The organism is Mycobacterium sp. UNC410CL29Cvi84, assembly GCF_000686745.1.
In the GTDB taxonomy this organism is placed as follows: Bacteria; Actinomycetota; Actinomycetes; order Mycobacteriales; family Mycobacteriaceae; genus Mycobacterium; species Mycobacterium mucogenicum_B.
The window spans coordinates 269,601-287,286 of sequence record NZ_JMLM01000006.1 but is presented as its reverse complement, the minus strand read 5'-3'; the positions used below and the strand labels follow the sequence as shown (position 1 = coordinate 287,286).

Annotated in this window: 14 protein-coding genes and 1 pseudogene; all 15 read right to left on the bottom strand. The window is 67.6% G+C overall.

Annotated elements, in window-relative coordinates; translation table 11 throughout:
- Window positions 1-10 precede the first annotated feature (10 nt).
- Complete coding sequence (gene ndk / locus BR47_RS0109735) at window positions 11-421, bottom strand: nucleoside-diphosphate kinase (RefSeq protein WP_029119385.1); 411 nt, start codon at window positions 419-421, stop codon at window positions 11-13.
- A gap of 49 nt (window positions 422-470) precedes the next feature.
- Window positions 471-845 carry a DUF4233 domain-containing protein gene (locus BR47_RS0109730; protein ID WP_020102184.1) on the bottom strand — a complete coding sequence of 125 codons (375 nt, stop codon included), beginning with the start codon at window positions 843-845 and terminating at the stop codon, window positions 471-473.
- Entirely contained in the window at window positions 842-2,278 is a 1,437-nt protein-coding gene (gene folC / locus BR47_RS0109725) for a bifunctional tetrahydrofolate synthase/dihydrofolate synthase (protein WP_029119384.1), read from the bottom strand. Before folC ends, BR47_RS0109730 begins: the two co-directional genes overlap by 4 nt.
- Window positions 2,275-4,944 carry a valine--tRNA ligase gene (locus BR47_RS0109720; protein WP_029105386.1) on the bottom strand — a complete coding sequence of 890 codons (2,670 nt, stop codon included), beginning with the start codon at window positions 4,942-4,944 and terminating at the stop codon, window positions 2,275-2,277. Before BR47_RS0109720 ends, folC begins: the two co-directional genes overlap by 4 nt.
- 52 nt (window positions 4,945-4,996) lie before the next feature.
- Window positions 4,997-5,632: a DUF937 domain-containing protein gene (locus BR47_RS0109715; protein ID WP_020102187.1), complete on the bottom strand. Its 636-nt coding sequence runs from the start codon at window positions 5,630-5,632 to the stop codon at window positions 4,997-4,999.
- A gap of 98 nt (window positions 5,633-5,730) precedes the next feature.
- Window positions 5,731-6,990: a saccharopine dehydrogenase family protein gene (locus BR47_RS0109710; protein ID WP_029119383.1), complete on the bottom strand. Its 1,260-nt coding sequence runs from the start codon at window positions 6,988-6,990 to the stop codon at window positions 5,731-5,733.
- A 9-nt stretch (window positions 6,991-6,999) separates the two neighbouring features.
- On the bottom strand, window positions 7,000-8,979 hold the full coding sequence (locus tag BR47_RS0109705) for a S9 family peptidase (protein ID WP_029119382.1): 1,980 nt from the start codon (window positions 8,977-8,979) through the stop codon (window positions 7,000-7,002).
- A 41-nt stretch (window positions 8,980-9,020) separates the two neighbouring features.
- The gene (locus BR47_RS0109700) at window positions 9,021-9,833 is read right to left on the bottom strand and encodes an alpha/beta fold hydrolase (protein ID WP_051634709.1); all 813 of its coding nucleotides are present in this window, start codon (window positions 9,831-9,833) and stop codon (window positions 9,021-9,023) included.
- A gap of 143 nt (window positions 9,834-9,976) precedes the next feature.
- Window positions 9,977-10,198 (bottom strand): annotated as a pseudogene (locus BR47_RS0109695) (transglycosylase family protein); the annotation flags it as partial.
- Window positions 10,199-11,164: 966 nt separating this feature from the next.
- On the bottom strand, window positions 11,165-11,743 hold the full coding sequence (mobA, locus tag BR47_RS0109685; RefSeq protein WP_029119380.1) for a molybdenum cofactor guanylyltransferase: 579 nt from the start codon (window positions 11,741-11,743) through the stop codon (window positions 11,165-11,167).
- 7 nt (window positions 11,744-11,750) lie between these two features.
- Window positions 11,751-12,833, bottom strand: a complete 1,083-nt coding sequence (locus BR47_RS0109680) for a 2-oxoacid:ferredoxin oxidoreductase subunit beta (RefSeq protein WP_020102194.1) — start codon at window positions 12,831-12,833, stop codon at window positions 11,751-11,753.
- Entirely contained in the window at window positions 12,830-14,785 is a 1,956-nt protein-coding gene (locus BR47_RS0109675) for a 2-oxoacid:acceptor oxidoreductase subunit alpha (RefSeq protein WP_029119379.1), read from the bottom strand. The genes BR47_RS0109680 and BR47_RS0109675 overlap by 4 nt, the downstream gene beginning before the upstream one ends.
- Before the next feature lie 350 nt (window positions 14,786-15,135).
- Complete coding sequence (locus BR47_RS33030) at window positions 15,136-15,288, bottom strand: hypothetical protein (protein ID WP_020102196.1); 153 nt, start codon at window positions 15,286-15,288, stop codon at window positions 15,136-15,138.
- A gap of 95 nt (window positions 15,289-15,383) precedes the next feature.
- Window positions 15,384-16,163, bottom strand: coding sequence for a sulfite exporter TauE/SafE family protein (locus tag BR47_RS0109665; RefSeq protein ID WP_029119378.1), 780 nt, complete (start codon window positions 16,161-16,163; stop codon window positions 15,384-15,386).
- A 60-nt stretch (window positions 16,164-16,223) separates the two neighbouring features.
- Window positions 16,224-17,603 carry an MBL fold metallo-hydrolase gene (locus tag BR47_RS0109660; RefSeq protein ID WP_029119377.1) on the bottom strand — a complete coding sequence of 460 codons (1,380 nt, stop codon included), beginning with the start codon at window positions 17,601-17,603 and terminating at the stop codon, window positions 16,224-16,226.
- Between the last annotated feature and the right edge of the window lie 83 nt (window positions 17,604-17,686).

The window sequence follows — 17,686 nt, the reverse complement described above, 5'->3', positions numbered from 1 at the left end:
AATTGCCGGCTCAGCCGGCGGGAAACCACAGGGCGATTTCACGGGCCGCGGACTCCGGCGAATCCGAGCCGTGCACAAGGTTGTCCTGGGTGATCAGGGCCAGGTCACCACGGATGGTGCCGGTCGCGGCCTTCTCCACCGGGTCGGTGCCGCCGGCGATCTGCCGGAACGCGGCGACGGCACGCGGGCCCTCGACGATGGCGGCCACAACCGGGCCGGAGGTGATGAATTCCAGCAGGTCACCGAAGAAAGGCTTGCCCTCGTGCTCGGCGTAGTGCTTGGTCGCCAGCTCCACGCTGACGGTCTTCAGCTCCAGCGCAGCGAAGGTCAGGCCCTTGCGCTCGATCCGGCTGATGATTTCGCCGATCAGGTTGCGCTTGACGCCGTCGGGCTTGATCAAAACAAGGGTCTGCTCAGTCACGGCGGACAGCGTACTAGTCAGTAACCGAATCGAACGATTCGGGCGGAACTCACTGCTGGCCGGGCAGCAGGCCGCGGTCCTGGCGCCGCTTGACCTCGGACCGCAGGTACGCGATCAGGACCCAGACGAGCAGGAAGATGATGCCGACGATGCCGATGGTGACGTCGATGAACGCGCCCAGGATCAGCACGAACTGCATGCCGATGTTGACCCAGAGTGCCCACGGCCGGCCCTGCATCCCCGACAACAGGGCCAGTACGACCGCCATGCCGATGAGGTAGCCGCTGCTGAGCGGCGTCAGGCCACCGTGGAACACCGACACCACCGGCAGCGCCAGCAGCACCACGATGACTTCGAGGATCAGGGTCCCGGCCATCACGCCACGGAAGCTCTTCCAGGGGTCGGGCTGGTTCGGGGCCGTCATGCCGGGTCCTTTCCGAACAAGGTGCGGGCCGCACCGGCCGTCACGACCGAGCCGGTGATCACCATGCCCGAGCCGGAGAAGCCGTCCGACGAGCCGTAGTCGTTGCCCGACTCCTCCACCAGCGCCGTCGCCGCCTCGATGGCGTCGGGCAGGTTCGGCGCGGTGATGACGCGCTCTGGTCCGAAGGTCTCCTCCGCCAGGGACGCCAGCGTCTCGGTGTCCATGGCGCGCGGCGACCCGTTGTGGGTCACCACCACCAGATCGAACGCCGGCTCGAGCGCGGCCAGGATGCCGGCCACGTCCTTGTCGGCCATGACCGAGATGACACCGACCAGGAACCGGAACTCGAACTCCGTCTGCAGCGCGTCAGCGAGTGCGGCGGCGCCGGCCGGGTTGTGCGCGGCGTCGATGAATACCGTTGGGGCGCTGCGCATCCGCTCCAGCCGGCCGGGTGTGGACACCGAGGCGAACCCCTGGCGCACGGTTTCGACGTCGAGCTGACGGTCGGCCCCGGCGCCGAAGAACGCCTCGACAGCGGCCAGCGCCAGGACGGCGTTGTGCGCCTGGTGCTCGCCGTGCAGCGGCAGGAAGATGTCGGTGTAGACGCCACCGAGGCCCTGCAGTTCCAGCAGCTGCCCACCGACGGCGACCTGCCGGCCGCGGACGGCGAACTCGGAGTCCTCCCGCGCCACAGCGGCGTCGGCCGTAACCGCCTGTGCCATCAGCACTTCCATGGCTTCGGCGGGCTGGCGGGCGATCACCGCGACGGTGCTGGGGTCGGTGCCGGCGGGCACCAGGTCGGGCTGCTGGCGGGCGATGATGCCGGCCTTCTCCCCCGCGATCGCGGCGATGGTGTCGCCGAGATAATCGGTGTGGTCCAAGCCGATCGGTGTGATCACCGCGACCGGGGCGTCGACGACGTTGGTGGCATCCCAACGTCCGCCCAGGCCGGTCTCGACAACCGCGACGTCCACCGGCGCATCGGCGAAGGCCGCGAACGCCATGGCGGTGAGCACCTCGAACTTGCTCATCTTGGGGCCGGGCTCACCCAGCTCACCCGCTTCCGACTGCCGGTCGACGATCTCGACGAACGGCTCGATCTCGGTATAGGTGGCGACGTATTGCGCTGGGCTGATGGGCTTTCCGTCGATCGCGATGCGTTCGGTGGCGGCCTGCAGGTGCGGGCTCGTCGTCCGGCCGGTGCGCCGCGAGAACGCCGTCAGCAGCGCGTCGATCATCCGGGTGACCGACGTCTTGCCGTTGGTGCCGGCCACGTGGATGCTCGGGTAGCCGCGCTGCGGCGAACCGAGCATCTCCAGCAGCGCCTCGATCCGGACGGTGCTCGGCTCGATCTTCGTCTCCGGCCACCGCTGGTCGAGCAGGTACTCGACCTGCAGCAGTTCGGCGATCTCGTCGGGTGTGGGGGCGCTCATGCGGACGGCAGGCTCGCCAGCCGGGAATTGATCCGGTCGACCTCTTCGGTGGCCAGCTGCTGGCGGGCCTTGATCTTGGCGACCACATCCTCCGGCGCCTTCGCGAGGAATGCCTCGTTGCCCAATTTGCCTGCGGTCTGGGCGAGTTCCTTCTGCGCGGCGGCCAAGTCCTTCTCGAGCCGGCGCCGCTCGGCGGCGACGTCGACGGTGCCCGAGGTGTCCACCTCGACGACGACGGTGCCCTTGGACAGCCGGACCTCCACTGCTGCCGAGGGGTTGAAGCCGTCGGCCGGCTCGGTCAGCCACGCCAGGGACGTCACGGCGGCCACCTGGGCATCCAGGTCGGCCTCGCTGATGCCCACCAGGCGCGCGGGCACCTTCTGCCGGTCGTTGAGGCCCTGGTCACTTCGGAACCGGCGGACCTCGGTGATCAGCTTCTGCATGTCGGTGATCCGCTGCGCGGACACCTGGTCCAGCGCGACACCCGATGCCTGCGGCCACTCGGCGATGACGACCGACTCACCACCGGTCAGCGACTTCCACAGCGCCTCGGTGACGAACGGCATGACTGGGTGCAGCAGCTTGAGCAGCACGTCGAGCACGGCGGCCAGGACTGCCTTGGTGTGTTCGGCGCGCGAACCACCTTCGAACAGTTGGGCTTTCGCGAGCTCCAGGTACCAGTCACAGAACTCGTCCCAGGCGAAGTGGTACAGCGCCTCACACGCGCGGCTGAACTCGTAGCGCTCCAGCGTGCTGTCCACCTCGGCGCGGACCTCTTCGAGCCGGCCCAGAATCCAGCGGTCGGCGTCGGTGAGTTCAGCGGCAGCCGGCAGCGCGGCCGGCGCCGCACCGTTCATCATCGCGAAACGCGTTGCGTTGAACAGCTTCGTCGCGAAGTTGCGCGACGCGCGGGCATGGTCCTCACCGATGGACAGATCGCCGCCGGGGCTGGCGCCGCGAGCCAGTGTGAAGCGCAGCGCGTCGGCGCCGAACATCTCGACCCAGTCCAGCGGGTCGATGCCGTTGCCCTTGGACTTGCTCATCTTCTGGCCGAACTGATCGCGGATCAGCCCGTGTAGGAAGACGTTCTCAAAAGGCACCTTGGCCCCGTCGAGCACCGGGTCGTCGGCGACGAACGTGCCGAACATCATCATGCGGGCCACCCAGAAGAACAGGATGTCGTAGCCCGTGACGAGAACCGTTGTCGGATAGAACTTCTCGAGCTCCGGCGTCTTGTCCGGCCAACCCATGGTCGAGAACGGCCACAGCGCCGAGGAGAACCACGTGTCGAGCACGTCGGGGTCCTGCTCCCAGCCTGCGGGCGGCTCCTCGTCCGGGCCGACGCAGACGGTCTCGCCGTCGGGGCCGTGCCAGATCGGGATGCGGTGGCCCCACCAGAGCTGACGGGAGATACACCAGTCGTGCATGTCGTCGACCCAGGCGAACCAGCGGGGTTCCAGGCTGGTCGGGTGAATCACGGTGTCGCCGTTACGGACTGCGTCACCGGCAGCCTTGGCCAGCGATTCCACCTTGACCCACCACTGCATGGACAGCCGCGGCTCGATGGCCTCACCGCTGCGCTCGGAGTGCCCGACGCTGTGCAGGTACGGCCGCTTCTCGGCGACGATGCGGCCCTCGGCGGCCAGCTTCTCGCGCACCTTGACGCGGGCCTCGAAGCGGTCCATGCCGTCGAACTCGGTTCCGGTACCGGCGATGGCGCCCTTGGTGTCCATGATCGTCGGCATCGCGAGGTTGTGCCGTAGGCCGATCTCGAAGTCGTTCGGGTCGTGGGCCGGCGTGACTTTGACTGCGCCCGTGCCGAATTCGGGGTCGACGTGCGTGTCGGCCACGATGATGATGTCGCGGTCCAGGAACGGGTGCGGCAGGGTCTTGCCGACCAGTGCGCGGTAGCGCTCGTCGTCGGGGTGCACCGCGATGGCGGTGTCACCGAGCATCGTCTCGAGTCGCGTGGTTGCCACGACCAGGTGCGGCTCGGCGTCGTTCATCGAGCCGTACCGGAACGAGACCAGCTCGCCCTCGACGTCGTCGTACTTGACCTCGAGGTCGGAGATCGCGGTCTCCAGCACCGGCGACCAGTTGACCAGCCGCTCGGCGCGGTAGATCAGGCCGGCGTCGAAAAGCCGCTTGAAGATGGTGCGGACGGCGCGCGACAGGCCCTCGTCCATGGTGAAGCGGTCGCGGCTCCAGTCGACGCCGTCACCCAGGCGGCGCATCTGGCCACCGATGGTGCCGCCGGACTCGCGCTTCCACTCCCAGACCTTCTCCACGAAGCCCTCGCGGCCGAAGTCCTCCTTGGTCTTGCCCTCGGCGGCGAGCTGCTTCTCGACCAGGGTCTGCGTGGCGATACCGGCGTGGTCCATGCCGGGCAGCCACAGCACCTCGTAACCCTGCATGCGCTTCCGGCGGGTGAGCGCGTCCATCAGGGTGTGGTCGAGCGCGTGGCCCATGTGCAGGCTGCCGGTGACGTTCGGCGGCGGCAGCACGATGGAGTACGGCGGCTTGTCGCTGGTCGGGTCGGCGGTGAAGTATCCGGCGTCGACCCAGCCCTGGTACATGTCAGCTTCTACCGCGCTCGGATCCCACGTTTTGGGCAGAGCATCGGCCGCAGTCACGGTCGCGGGATCAGGTGTATCGCTGGCAGTCACCGGCCAATTCTAGGTAAACCCGGTGAGCTGACATAAAACTGCCCCTCGGGGGCTACTTCTTGTTGCCGAACAACCCGCCCAGGACACTGCCGAGCACGCCGCCGGCGCCCTGGTTGCCGCCACCGCCGAGGACGCTGCCCAGGATGCTGCCGAGCGGGTTGTCCCCGGAGTTCGCGTTGCTGCCCGCCTTGTTACCGCTGAGCGCGCCACCGAGGATGTTGCCCAGCACGTCACCGAGTCCGCCGCCGCCGGATGCCGCAGGCGTCGACGCCGCGCCACCACCGCCGGTGAGCTGCTTGCCGATGTAGGCCAGCACGATGGGCGCCAGGATCGGCAGCAGCTTCTGGATCAGCTCACTGTTGCCCGCGCCACCACCGGCCAGCGCCGACGCGACCTGGCCGCTGTCATTGCCGCCGAAGATCTTCGCGATGGCGTCGGCGCCCTGGTCCTGGTTGACCTGGTCGACCGTCACGCCCCCGTCGAGCAGCCCGCTCGCCGCATGGTCGGCGGCTTCGCTTTCGAGGCCGGCCGCGGTATCGGGGTGGTCCTGCGCGGTCTGCTGCACACCGCCCAGCAGCAGCGGCACCAGCTGTTGTACGGCGCTGTTCACCTCCCCTTCATCAGCGCCGAGCTTGGCCGCAATCTCTTGTGTCGGAATCTGATTGAGCAGTTCGTCAAGACCAGCCATGGCATGTTCCCCTCGTCACCGATGTGTGTGAAGCGCCTCGCCGCCGACACTAGCCGGGTCGGCGGCGTGGCACAGCACTTCGGCGCTTGCTGCGCGAATCAGCGCCCCAGCGCCTCGGTTTCGAAGGTGACGCCGGCGGCCGGCAGCCGGGTGATCAACACATCGCCCATGGCCGCGGCCGGGGTCAGGACGCCCTTGAGGTCCGAGAGCCGATCGCGGTCGAGGGCCAGCGCCAGCCCGCTCTCGCCCAGCAGCACCGCGGTCGCCTTGTAGCCCGGGTCACCCTGCTGCGCCATGACCGAGCGGTACCGGGCGCCGCTGGTGGTGCGGGTGTACGTCTCGACGCGGTAGTAGCCCTTGTCGCGCGCACGCTCGCTGGGCCCGGTCCCGGGCTTCGGCACGACGCGGTCGATGAGACCACGGGGCAGCTTGTTGAAGAAGCGGCTGCCGACGTTCATGACGGCCGCGTTGGCCGCGGTGCCCAGCGCCGAGGCCACCGGCGCGATGGGCGACGACCCCAGGCTCATGTGCTCCGCGTACCGCAACCGGCGCCCGTACTCCCAGTCCAGCAGCGCGTTGCTGCGCCGCACGATGCGGGTGTTGGCGACCGCCATGACGAAGGCACCGGTCCACGTGCCGGCGAGTTCGGGGGCGATGTCCCGGCCCCGGCGCCACGGGGTGTCGGTCTGGTGGCCGAGGTCGGGCTCGGCGCCGCGATCGGTGGTCAACGTGTACGGATCCATCATGGTCCGGCGCAGTTCCTCGTCACCGGACGTCCGCGTGAACAGCTCGAGCATCGAGGCGACGGTGCCGCCCGACACCCCGCCGGAGAATCCGCGGAGCACGTAGTCGGTGTCGGTGAGCTCGCCGGCGCCGTCCGCCTGGGCGGCCTTGAACAGCGCGTAGACGGTGAGATCCGAAGGGATGGAATCGAATCCGCACGAGTGCACGATGCGGGCGCCCGTGTCGGCGGCCTGCTTGTGGAACAGGTCGATGCTCTCCCGGATGAACAGGCTCTCGCCGGTGAGGTCGGCGTAGTCGGTACCGGCCGCGGCGCACGCCGCCACGAGCGGCAGCCCGTATTTGAGGTACGGCCCGACCGTGGTGACCACCACCTGGGTCCGCTCGGCCATGGCATCGAGGGTGTGCTGCGACGAGGCGTCGGCCTGGATCAGGCCCCAGCCCTGCCCGGCCGCGCCGAGCGAGTCGCGGACCGCGGCCAGTTTGTCCATCGACCGGCCCGCCAGCGCTATCCGCGCCTGTCCTCCATTCTCGGCCAGGTATTGGGCGGTCAGCTTCCCGACGAAGCCGGTGGCGCCATAGAGAACGATGTCGAATTCGCGCTGCGGTGCGGTCATGCTGCAAACCTAACCGAGGGTCTCCGGCAGGTCGACGTGTTCCTTGCGCACGTGCTCGGACAGGAATGCCGCCACCACCTGGTACCAGATCTTGGCGTGCTGCGGCGCGGCGATCCAGTGCCCTTCGGACGGGTAGTACAGGTAGCGGTGCGCGGTGGTGCCGGCGTCGTCGGCCGGGAGCCCCGACCGGGTCAGCAGGTCGTTCCACAACCGCAGGCCTTCACCGATCGGGACGCGATAGTCCTTGTCACCGTGGATCACCAGCATCGGGGTCGTGATGTTCTCGACATGGCGGTGCGGTGAATTGCGTTCGGCCATCTCGGGTGTCATCTCGCGGGCCCACCAGTAGGCGCCGTCGGTCGTCGGCCCGAACTGATCCAGCGCCCACAGGCTGGCGTGCGTGACGATGGCGGCGAACCGGTCGGTGTGCCCGGCGATCCAGTTGGCCATGTAGCCGCCGAACGAGCCACCCATCGCGGCGATCCGGCTGCTGTCGATGCGCGGGTGCGCGCACGCCGCGTCGACAGCGGCCATCAGGTCGGTGTACGGCGCGAAACCCCAAGCACCCCAGCCGCGTTGGATGAAGTCCTGACCGTATCCGGTGGACAGCGCCGGGTCCGGCATCAGTACGGCGTAGCCGAGCGCGGTGAGCAGCCAGGGATTCCACCGCCAGTGCCACGTGTTCCAGCTGCCCAGCGGACCGCCGTGCACCCACAGCAGCAGCGGCGCGGGGGCATCGCCGGCCGGCAGTGTCAGCCAGGAACGAACGGGCGTACCGTCGTCCGCGGTTGCCGTCAGCTCGACCAATTCGCCTGGTAATTCGGGAAATTCGACACTCGGGAGCACGGTGACGGACCCGTCGCCGTCGACCCGGACCGGATGCGGCGGGCTCAGGTAGCTGCTGCGCAGGGCATACAGCGCGCCACCGGCGACGGGCCGCACCTCGCCGTACGCGAAGTCGTCGTACGTCAACCGGGTGACCGCGCCGCTCGACGGGTCGACGGCGAAGATCGGCGCCCGGCCGTTGTCGTCCGCGGTGACCAGCAGGGTCGACCCGTCGTGAGACCAGGTCACCGATGCCGGCCAGCGGTCCCAGTGGGCGGTGAGCTCGACCGGATCGGCACCGAAGACCTGGCGGCACAGGGTGATCCGCGGCGCCTGCTCCGGCGTCGAGTGCGTCTCCCGCAGGTACGCGACGGTGGTGCCGTCGGGCGAGATCGCCGGGTGCCCCAGGTCGGCGGCCGGGTCGTCGGCGATGACGGTGCGCTCCCCCGTGCCGATGTCGATGCGGACCAGGACGCTGCGCAGCGCGGCCCCCGGCGCGGGGAGCTCCCAGGACGCGACGGCGAAGCTGCCGTCCGCGCTGATGTCGACGGTGGCCTCGTTCAGCGCCATCCCCGGCTGCGGCGTGATGTCTTGGGCCGCACCGGATTCGACACGGAGCAGGTGCGAGTGATCCGGGCCCAGGTCGTGGTCCCAGTGCCGCACCGGGTATCCGGTGTGCAGGATCGCCGACACCTTCTTGTCCTTGCGGAGGGTGCGCAGCCGCTTGTCATCGTCGGGCGTGCCGGCCGACGGGAGCATCGGCGCCGTCACCACCACGACGTCGGCTGAGTGGGCCGCGTGCACACCACTGACGCCGCCCGCCAGCTCCAGAATCCGTTGTGCCTCACCTCCGTTGGCGGGCAGTCGCCACAACGCCGCCGGCGGTTCATCGTCGGTGTCGGTGGGGCGCGCCGCGACGAACAGCAGGTCACCGGCCGCGGTGAACGCCGGCTGGGACTCCCCCTTGGCTCCGTACGTCAGCCGGCGCGCCTCGCGCTGACCGTCGGGGTCGAGTTCCCAAGCCGCGGTGATGAATTCGGCGCCCTTGGCGTTCAGCTCGCTGATCATCGTGACGACGCGGCGGCCGTCGGGCGAGACCGCGAGCCCGGACACCCGGGGCAGAGAGAAGTACGTATCCAGGTCGTCGAACGGTGTCAGGGCCATGACTTCGTTGTTAGCACATGACGGCGCGCCACCTCGCGCGATTATTGCCTGCGGTGGCGGTCGAGGAAGTCGTCGATGAGGGCATTGACGGTGTCGGGCGCCTCATAGGCGGCCAGGTGGCCGATCCGATCCAGGACCACCAGCTCCGAGCCCGGAATCGCCTCGGCCATCCGGCGTACTTCGGCGACCGGGAAACTCGCGTCCTCACGGCCCGCCACCACCAGGGTCGGGACGGCGATGTGGCCGAACAGCGCATGCTGATCGGGCCGCCTGACCACGATGCTCTCCACCGCGAAGCTGGCGGACCGGGCATCGTTGCGCCTGATCATCGTCACCAGTCCGTCGACCAGGTCGGGCCGCTGCCGCCGCGTGGTCTTCCCGAGGAAGCGCGGCACGACCGTCGACCGCACGAAGAGTGGGCGCCCGGCCAGCCGGGTCATCCGGGCCGCCAGCGCGAGCTGCAGGCGGTCCCAGCGGGGACCCTCGGACGCCGTGCCGTTGAGCAGCACCGCACACCCGACCCGCTCGGGGAATGTCGCCGACATCGTGCCGCCGATCATGGCGCCCCACGAATTGCCGACGAGGTGCGCCCACGGCAGGCCAAGCGCGTCCAGGACGTCGAGGTACGCCCGGGCGCTGGCCTCGAAGGTGAAGGCACTGCGCAGCGGCTCGCTGCGCCCCTGCCCCGGCGGGTCGACGGCGATCGTGGTGTAGCTCGTAGAGAAGTGGGCCACCTGCGCCGCGTACAGCGTGTGGTCGGTCAACAGACTGGGCATCAGGAGAATCGGGTCGCCAGAACCACTGACGTGGACCCGCAGGGTGCCGAGGCCGGTCGCGATGTCGTGCGTCGCCATACCCCATAGTTTCATCAAGTGACGGATCACCCCTGGCCGCCCGGGACAACGGCCGTGACAATGACAGAGGGTGTCGGACCGTGTGGTCCGACACCCTCTGTTTGTCTCGTTCGAGCGTTTGAGGCGCTCTGAGCCTTCGGGAATTAGCCCCGACGGCCGCAGACCGGCCAAGCGCCCATGCCCTGACGGGCGGCGACGTTCTCGGCGACTCGAATCTGCTCGTCCTTGCTGGCGGTGTGGGGCATGCCCGAGCCGCCGTTGGCACGCCAGGTGCCGAGGTTGAACTGCAGCCCACCGTAGTAACCGTTGCCGGTGTTGATCGCCCAGTTGCCACCAGACTCACAGGCTGCAACGGCGTCCCAGTTGTGGCCGCCGTCCGCATTCGCGGTACCGGTACCGATGACCATCGGGGCCACAGCAACTGCCCCAGCAACGGCAACCAGTCCAAGCGTTGTGCGGATGTTCTTCACGTTGTTCCTCTCGCCGAGCGCGCGCCAAACATCGCCCGCGCATAGGCGGTGCGAACTGCTGCCTGCCGGGCAGGCGTTAGGGGGCTGGATCGTGCCGTCTCGGTCAGACACGACAGCGGGGGCGGCTTGATCGGTCCGGGCTCGAAGCCGGCGGACACTACGGGCACCAGGCCATCTGCTCTGGTCCCACCGCGATCCCGCTCACACGCAGGTTCATGGTTTTTCAGTTATTTGCTCTCTTGGAGCAGCACGAGGACCGTAGCAAGGATTCGCCGGGCAATGTCGAACCCATCCCAGCCAGATAACAGGCAGATCACGGCCGAACCTGAGAGGAACATAAGCAGGTCACGCGTTATATAAAGCCCCGCTAACAAATCACAGTTCGGCAACATTTCGTGATAGAGGTCACCATGAAATTGTGGCCTGGCACACAGAATTCCATTCACACGAGTCACAGTTGTCGCAGGTCAGCGGCACATTTCTGCAGTGTCCGCGTTAAACCTCCGGCGTGTCGCCCGGTGAAATCCGGTTGCGCCGGAGCCGCAGTTCGCTGCCGACGTACGCGTCAAACCCGGTTGGACTTCATAGGGCCGCTCGACACCGCCGCCAATCAGCACTTTTCATGCACCCGATGTGCACTGTTCGAGCGGCGTTAACCATCAACCGGCCCGCATGACGACTCAAACCTACTGCGCGGCAACATCTTTCGAATTCACGGCGTGCCGGAGCGGACAATTGCACGGAATTGTGTCGACTAATTCGAGAATTCGGCACATATGGCGGAATTGTAAGAAGTCCGAATTCGAAGAACAGCGAGAAATGCAAGAATGCACTGCCCGGCGGTCAACCTTTGCTGACAGGTCAGACGAAATCGTCCGGGCTGTTGACGTTGACGAGCGCCCGCTGCCGGTCCATCACCACGCGCTGGGTGTCGGAGGTGTCGACCAGGGCCCGCATGCTGCGCCGCCCGTGGGCCACCAGCTCGTCGGCCCGGGTGGCCAGCGCGGTCCGGTAGATACCCGCCAGGTAGTGATCCCGCCCGTCCCAGGGCAACACCACGTCGGCGTCGACACGTGCCGCGTACTCGGCCAGCTCGTCGATCAGCTCCGTCGTCAGATACGGCATGTCCACGGCGCACACGAAGGCGCGCGAGTATCCGGCGTCGGCCGCCGCGCGCAGACCACGAGCGGTGGCCAGCAGTGGTCCCACGCCGGGAGTCGCGTCGCGCAACACTTCCGCGTCCAGGTCAGGCAGCCCCTGGCCACGGGCGGCGATGACGAACACCGCCTGGCAGCGGGTTCGCAGCGTCGCCACCGCCTGCTCCACGAACGTGATCTCCCCCGCCGGCCCGCGGAACCGCACGGTGGCCTTGTCGCGCCCCATACGACGAGACGCCCCGCCGGCCAATACAACTGCGGCCAGCGGGGCGTCTTCGGTCAATGCGTTGTTACTCGTCGACTGTCCAAGTGTCCTTGCCACGCAGCAAGGATTGCAGAGCGGCGGTGTCGTGCGCCTTGGATTCCCGCGCCGAGGCGATCTGAGCCCGCGCTTCGTCGTCGTACGTCGGCCGGTTCACCTGACGGAAGATACCCATCACGGTGTGCTCGAGGTTCTGCTCCGACAGGCGCGACAGCGCGAAGGCGTAGGCCGGGTCGTCGAGGTGAGCGTTGTGCACCACGATGTCCGACGGATCGACGTCGGCGGTCTTCCCGATCTCCAGTCCGTAGCCGGACTTGGTCACGCAGTACTCGTTCTCCGCGCCGAAGGTGATCGGCTGGCCGTGCTGCAGGTTGATCAGGCGCTCCTCGGCGCCTTCCTTGCGCAGCGCGTCGAAGGAGCCGTCGTTGAAGATCGGGCAGTCCTGCAGAATCTCGACGATGGCGGCACCGCGGTGCTGGGCCGCGGCTTTGAGCACCTCGGTCAGACCCTTGCGATCGGAGTCCAGCGCGCGGCCGACGAACGTCGCCTCGGCACCGAGGGCCAGCGACACGGGGTTGAACGGCTGGTCCAGGGAGCCCATCGGGGTCGACTTGGTGACCTTGCCGACCTCGGAGGTCGGCGAGTACTGGCCCTTGGTCAGACCGTAGATCCGGTTGTTGAACAGCAGGATCGTGATGTTGATGTTGCGGCGCAGCGCGTGGATCAGGTGGTTACCACCGATCGACAGCGAGTCACCGTCACCGGTGACGACCCACACCGACAGGTCCGGACGGGCGAGCGCCAGACCGGTGGCGATGGTCGGGGCACGACCGTGGATCGAGTGGAACCCGTAGGTCTCCAGGTAGTACGGGAACCGGCTCGAGCAGCCGATGCCGCTGATGAACGCGATGTTCTCGCGGCGCAGGCCCAGCTCCGGCAGGAAGTTGCGGATGGTGTTGAGGATGACGTAGTCACCGCAACCCGGGCACCAGCGCACCTCCTGGTCGCTGGTGAAGTCCTTGCCCTTCTGCGGCTGGTCCGTGGTCGGAACCAGGGCAGTCTTGCTGAGGGCTTCGGTCAGGCCCAGATCAGCACCGATCAGATCCGTCATGCGTTTGCTCCCACACCGGTTTCCACGGTGGCGGCTGCCAACCGTGCGAACTTGGCCTTGTCAGTTTCCTTCTCGCGCAACGATCCGTCCAGCGCCGCGCTGATGATGCCCTCGACCTCGTCGGCCAGGAATGCCATGCCCTCGACCTTGGTCACCGACTGGACGTCGACCAGGTACTTGCCGCGCAGCAGCAGCGCCAGCTGGCCGAGGTTCATCTCGGGCACGACGACCTTGTCGTACTTGCGCAGGACCTCTTCGAGGTTCGCCGGGAACGGGTTGAGGTGGCGCAGCTGCGCGTGGGCAACCTTGACGCCGTTGCGCCGGGCGCGGCGGCACGCTTCGCCGATGGGGCCGTACGAGCTGCCCCAACCGAGCATCAGCAGCTCGGCTTCGCCGCTCGGGTCGTCGACCTCGAGGTCGGGCACCTTGATGCCGTCGATCTTGAGCTGGCGCAACCGGACCATGAGGTCGTGGTTCTTGGGCTCGTAGGAGATGTTGCCGGAGCCGTTGGCCGCCTCGAGACCGCCGATGCGGTGCTCCAGGCCGGCGGTACCCGGGATGGCGAACTGGCGGCCCAGCGTCTCGGGGTCACGCGCGTACGGCTGGAACGGCTCGCCCGACTTGGCGAACGTGTGCTCGATGGCCGGGTAGCTCGCGATGTCCGGGATACGCCACGGCTCGGAGCCGTTGGCGATCGCGCCGTCGGACAGGATGATCACCGGCGTGTGGTACGCGATGGCGATCCGCACGGCCTCGACCGCGATGTCGAAGCAGTCCGACGGGGAGGCGGGCGCCAGCACCGCGACGGGCGATTCGCCGTTGCGGCCGTAGAGCGCCTGCAGCAGGTCGGCCTGCTCGGTCTTGGTCGGCAGACCCGTGGACGGGCCACCGCGCTGCACGTCGATGACGATGAGCGGCAGCTCGGTCATCACCGCGAGGCCGATGGCCTCGGACTTCAGCGAGACACCGGGGCCCGACGTGCTGGTCACGCCGAGCGCGCCGCCGTACGACGCACCGATGGCCGCGCCGATACCGGCGATCTCGTCCTCGGCCTGGAAGGTCAGGACGTTGAAGTTCTTGTGCTTGGACAGCTCGTGCAGGATGTCGCTGGCCGGGGTGATCGGGTAGGTGCCGAGCACCACCTGGATGTCGCCCAACTGACCGGCGGCGACGATGCCGTACGCCATGGCAGTATTGCCCGAGATCTGGCGGTATTCACCGGACTTGAGCTTGGCCGGTGCCACCTCGTAGGTGGTGCCGAAGGCCTCGGTCGTCTCGCCGTAGTTCCAGCCGGCCTTGAGCGCCAGCACGTTGGCCTCGGCGATCTCGGGCTTGCGGGCGAACTTCTCGCGGATGAAGGCCTCGCTGTGCTCCAGCTCGCGGCCGTACATCCAGGACAGCAGGCCGAGCCCGAACATGTTCTTGGCGCGCTGACCGTCCTTCTTGGTCGCGCCGATGGCCTCGACGGCGGCCAGGGTCAGCGTGGTCATCGCCACCGGGATGACCACGAACTCGGACAGCTCGTCGTTCTCGAGCGGGTTCTCCTCGTACCCGACCTTGGCCAGGTTGCGCTTGGTGAACTCGTCGGAGTTGGCGATGATCATGCCGCCGCGGGGCAGGTCGGCGACGTTGGCCTTGAGTGCGGCCGGGTTCATCGCGACCAGCACGTCGGGGCGGTCACCGGCGGTGAGGATGTCGTAATCCGCGATCTGGATCTGGAACGACGACACACCGGGCAGGGTGCCCTGTGGTGCGCGGATCTCGGCGGGGTAATTCGGCTGCGTCGCAAGGTCATTGCCGAAGAGCGCGGCTTCCGAAGTGAACCGGTCACCGGTCAGCTGCATACCGTCACCGGAGTCACCGGCGAAGCGGATGACGACCTTCTCGAGCTTCTGCCGCGAGGCTGCGCCACTCCCGGCGCCGGTGCCGTTGTCGTCGTCGTTGAGACCCACGACGCCTGCCTTTCACACTCTGTTTCGACCGTCCGTCGCACTGTTCGGAGACGCCGCAGAACGGTGCTCACGATCGCCAGCCCGGCGCCCGCCAAAATTTTGATGTCACTGCTAGTACCGATTATTGCACTTCTCTTAGGGTGCACTCGCCAGGACGCGCCATTGAAGGCGGTGTGGCGACCCCACAAATGCGCACGTCAAATCGATTGCGGCCGCTTGACACCTGTCAAAATGTGGCTTTCATCACGTTCCGGCAGGTGGAATTCCTAAGAACGCGGTTACCGATCGGTAGCGGTCCGCGCTAGCACTCGGCCGCATCGGAAACATCCGGCGGCACAAGCGATTAGGCGTCAGTCCGGTTGCCCGTCTGGACGGGTGTCCAGACGGCGGCCGTGCCACCGCAGGCGAAGCAGCATCAGCTGCCGGTGTGCCTGGAACCCCAACGCCAGCGGGTCGGCCCAGGCGCGGCGACCCGGCGTACCACGGCCGGTATCGGTATCCATACGGCCATTGTCCAGAAGCTGGGCAACTGTGCACGTCACGCGACGGGGCGCCGACATGTCGGTCTGGTGAAGATTTGCGGACACCGCTGGTCACGTCACAAGAAGCTCACGGCGGCCGTGTCGATGAGCACATACGCCGCGACCGCGAAGACCAGGTAGGCGAACCAGCGCTGCAGCCGCCGGGTGTCGAGCCGGGTGCCCAGGTGCCCGGCGAACAGCGAACCGACGATCGCGGTACCGACGAACGCCGCGGCGATGGTCCAGTCGATGCTGGTGCCGCTGAGGTGGGACAGCAGGCCCGCCAACGAGTTCGCGACGATGATGAGCAGCGAGGTACCGATCGCGATGGGCATCTCCACCCCGAGCATCAACACGAGCGCCGGAATGATCAGAAAGCCGCCGCCGACGCCGAAGAGTCCGGTGAGCAGCCCGACGAGGAAGCCCGCAGGAATCGATCTGGAGGCACAGCGGCGCCAATTGATGCCGGAATCACCGACTCTGCAGGCGGTACCGGTGCCGCCGTTGTCCTGCAGCATCCGGATTCCGGCCAGCACCATGACCGCGGCGAAGCCGACGAGGAGCACCGGCTGCGGCAGGTGGCGGCCGATGGCACTGCCAATGAAGGTCGCCGGGATACCCGCCGCCGAGAACACGGCGGCCAACCGCCATTGGACGTGGCCGGCCCGAATCTTCGGCAGCGCGCCCACCGCCGAGGCGATGCCGACGACCAACAGCGACATCGGAATCGCCCGCTCGATGCCGAGCCCCAGCACGTAGACCAGGGCCGGCACCGCGAGGATCGACCCGCCGCCGCCGAGCAGGCCCAGCAGGGCGCCGATGACGGCGCCCAGGCCAAGGGCGACAACGATATCCACGGAACTTCACTCTCCTCGAGCGGAACGGCAGGGCGCTTCTTCAGACGGCGACGGTCGTAGTCAGCTGTTCCGGGTGGCCTCCGCCCAGGCGCCGTATCCGCCCAGGATGTCGCTCACGTCGCGGCATCCGTTGCGCCGCAGCAGACTTGCCGCAACCGATGACCGGTAGCCGCCGGCGCAGTACACGACCGTCGGCTTGGTGGGGTCCAACTCCCCCAGCCGGGCGGGCAGTTGACCCACCGGGATGCTGACGGCGTTCGGGATGGCTCCGGACTCGACCTCCCCCGGATTGCGCACGTCGACGATCTGCAGGTTCGGCACCGTGGCCACCCGGTCGCCAAATGCCTTGGCGGTCAGGCGCGATGCCACCTGGACGTCGTCCCGGTGCTCGATCAGCACCCGGTACGGGTCGGCCACGTAGCCGATGACGCGGTCGAAACCGATTCGGGCGAGCCGGTTCTTGCCCTCCAGTTCCTGCCCCGGCTCGGTGAACAGGACGACGTCGACGTCGGACGGCAGAACCGATCCGGCGAACTCGGCGTAGCGGCCCGCCAGTCCGATGTTGACCGCACCACGCAGATGTCCCTGCGCGAAGTCTTCCGGGCCGCGGCCGTCCACCAGAACGGCGCCGGCGTCGATCGCCGCGCGTGCCTGGTCGTAGGTCAGCGCGGCCGGCATCTCGGCCTCGTCCAACAGTTCCCGGTCCTTCCGGTTGAGAATCGCGTCGTAGGCGAAGTAGCCGGGCGCGGGCGGTTGGCCCTCGGTGACCAGATTCAGGAACGTCGCCTTGTCGGCGGCGCGCAGTGCGTAGTTCGTCGCCTTCTGATCACCGATCGTCGACCACAGGTCCGTCGACAGGTTCTTGCCGCACGCCGAGCCCGCGCCGTGTGCGGGGTACACCCGGGTGGCGTCGGGCAGCGTCATCAGCTTGGTGTGCAACGAGTCATAGAGCTTGTCCGCCAACTCTTCTCGCGTGAAGCCGATGGACGCCAACAGGTCGGGGCGGCCGACGTCGCCGATGAACAGCGTGTCGCCGGTCAGGACGCCGTAGGGCACCTCGTCATCGGCGTGCGCGTAGACCACCACGCTCATCGACTCGGGCGTGTGGCCGGGGGTATGACGGAACTCCAGCGTCACGTCGCCCAGCGAGTACCGCTCACCGTCGGCGACGCCCATCGACTCGAACTCGGTCTCGGCGACCGCCGAGTAGACGATCTTCGCGCCGGTGGCCTCGGCCAGCTCGAGATGACCGGAGAGGAAGTCCGCATGAAAGTGGGTCTCGATGACCAATTCGATGGTCAGTCCCTGCGCTGCGGCATCGGCGACGTATCCGGCGACGTCACGCTGCGGGTCCACAACCACTGCGCGGCCGGTGGTTTCGTCACCGATCAGGTAAGACGCGTGCGACAGACAGTCCAGGTAGTACTGCTGCAGGATCATCGTCGATCTTCTTTCTCCCAGTGGGACAGCGCCACGGTGCGCTATACCCCTACAGGTATATCAATATACCCCATGGGGTATCT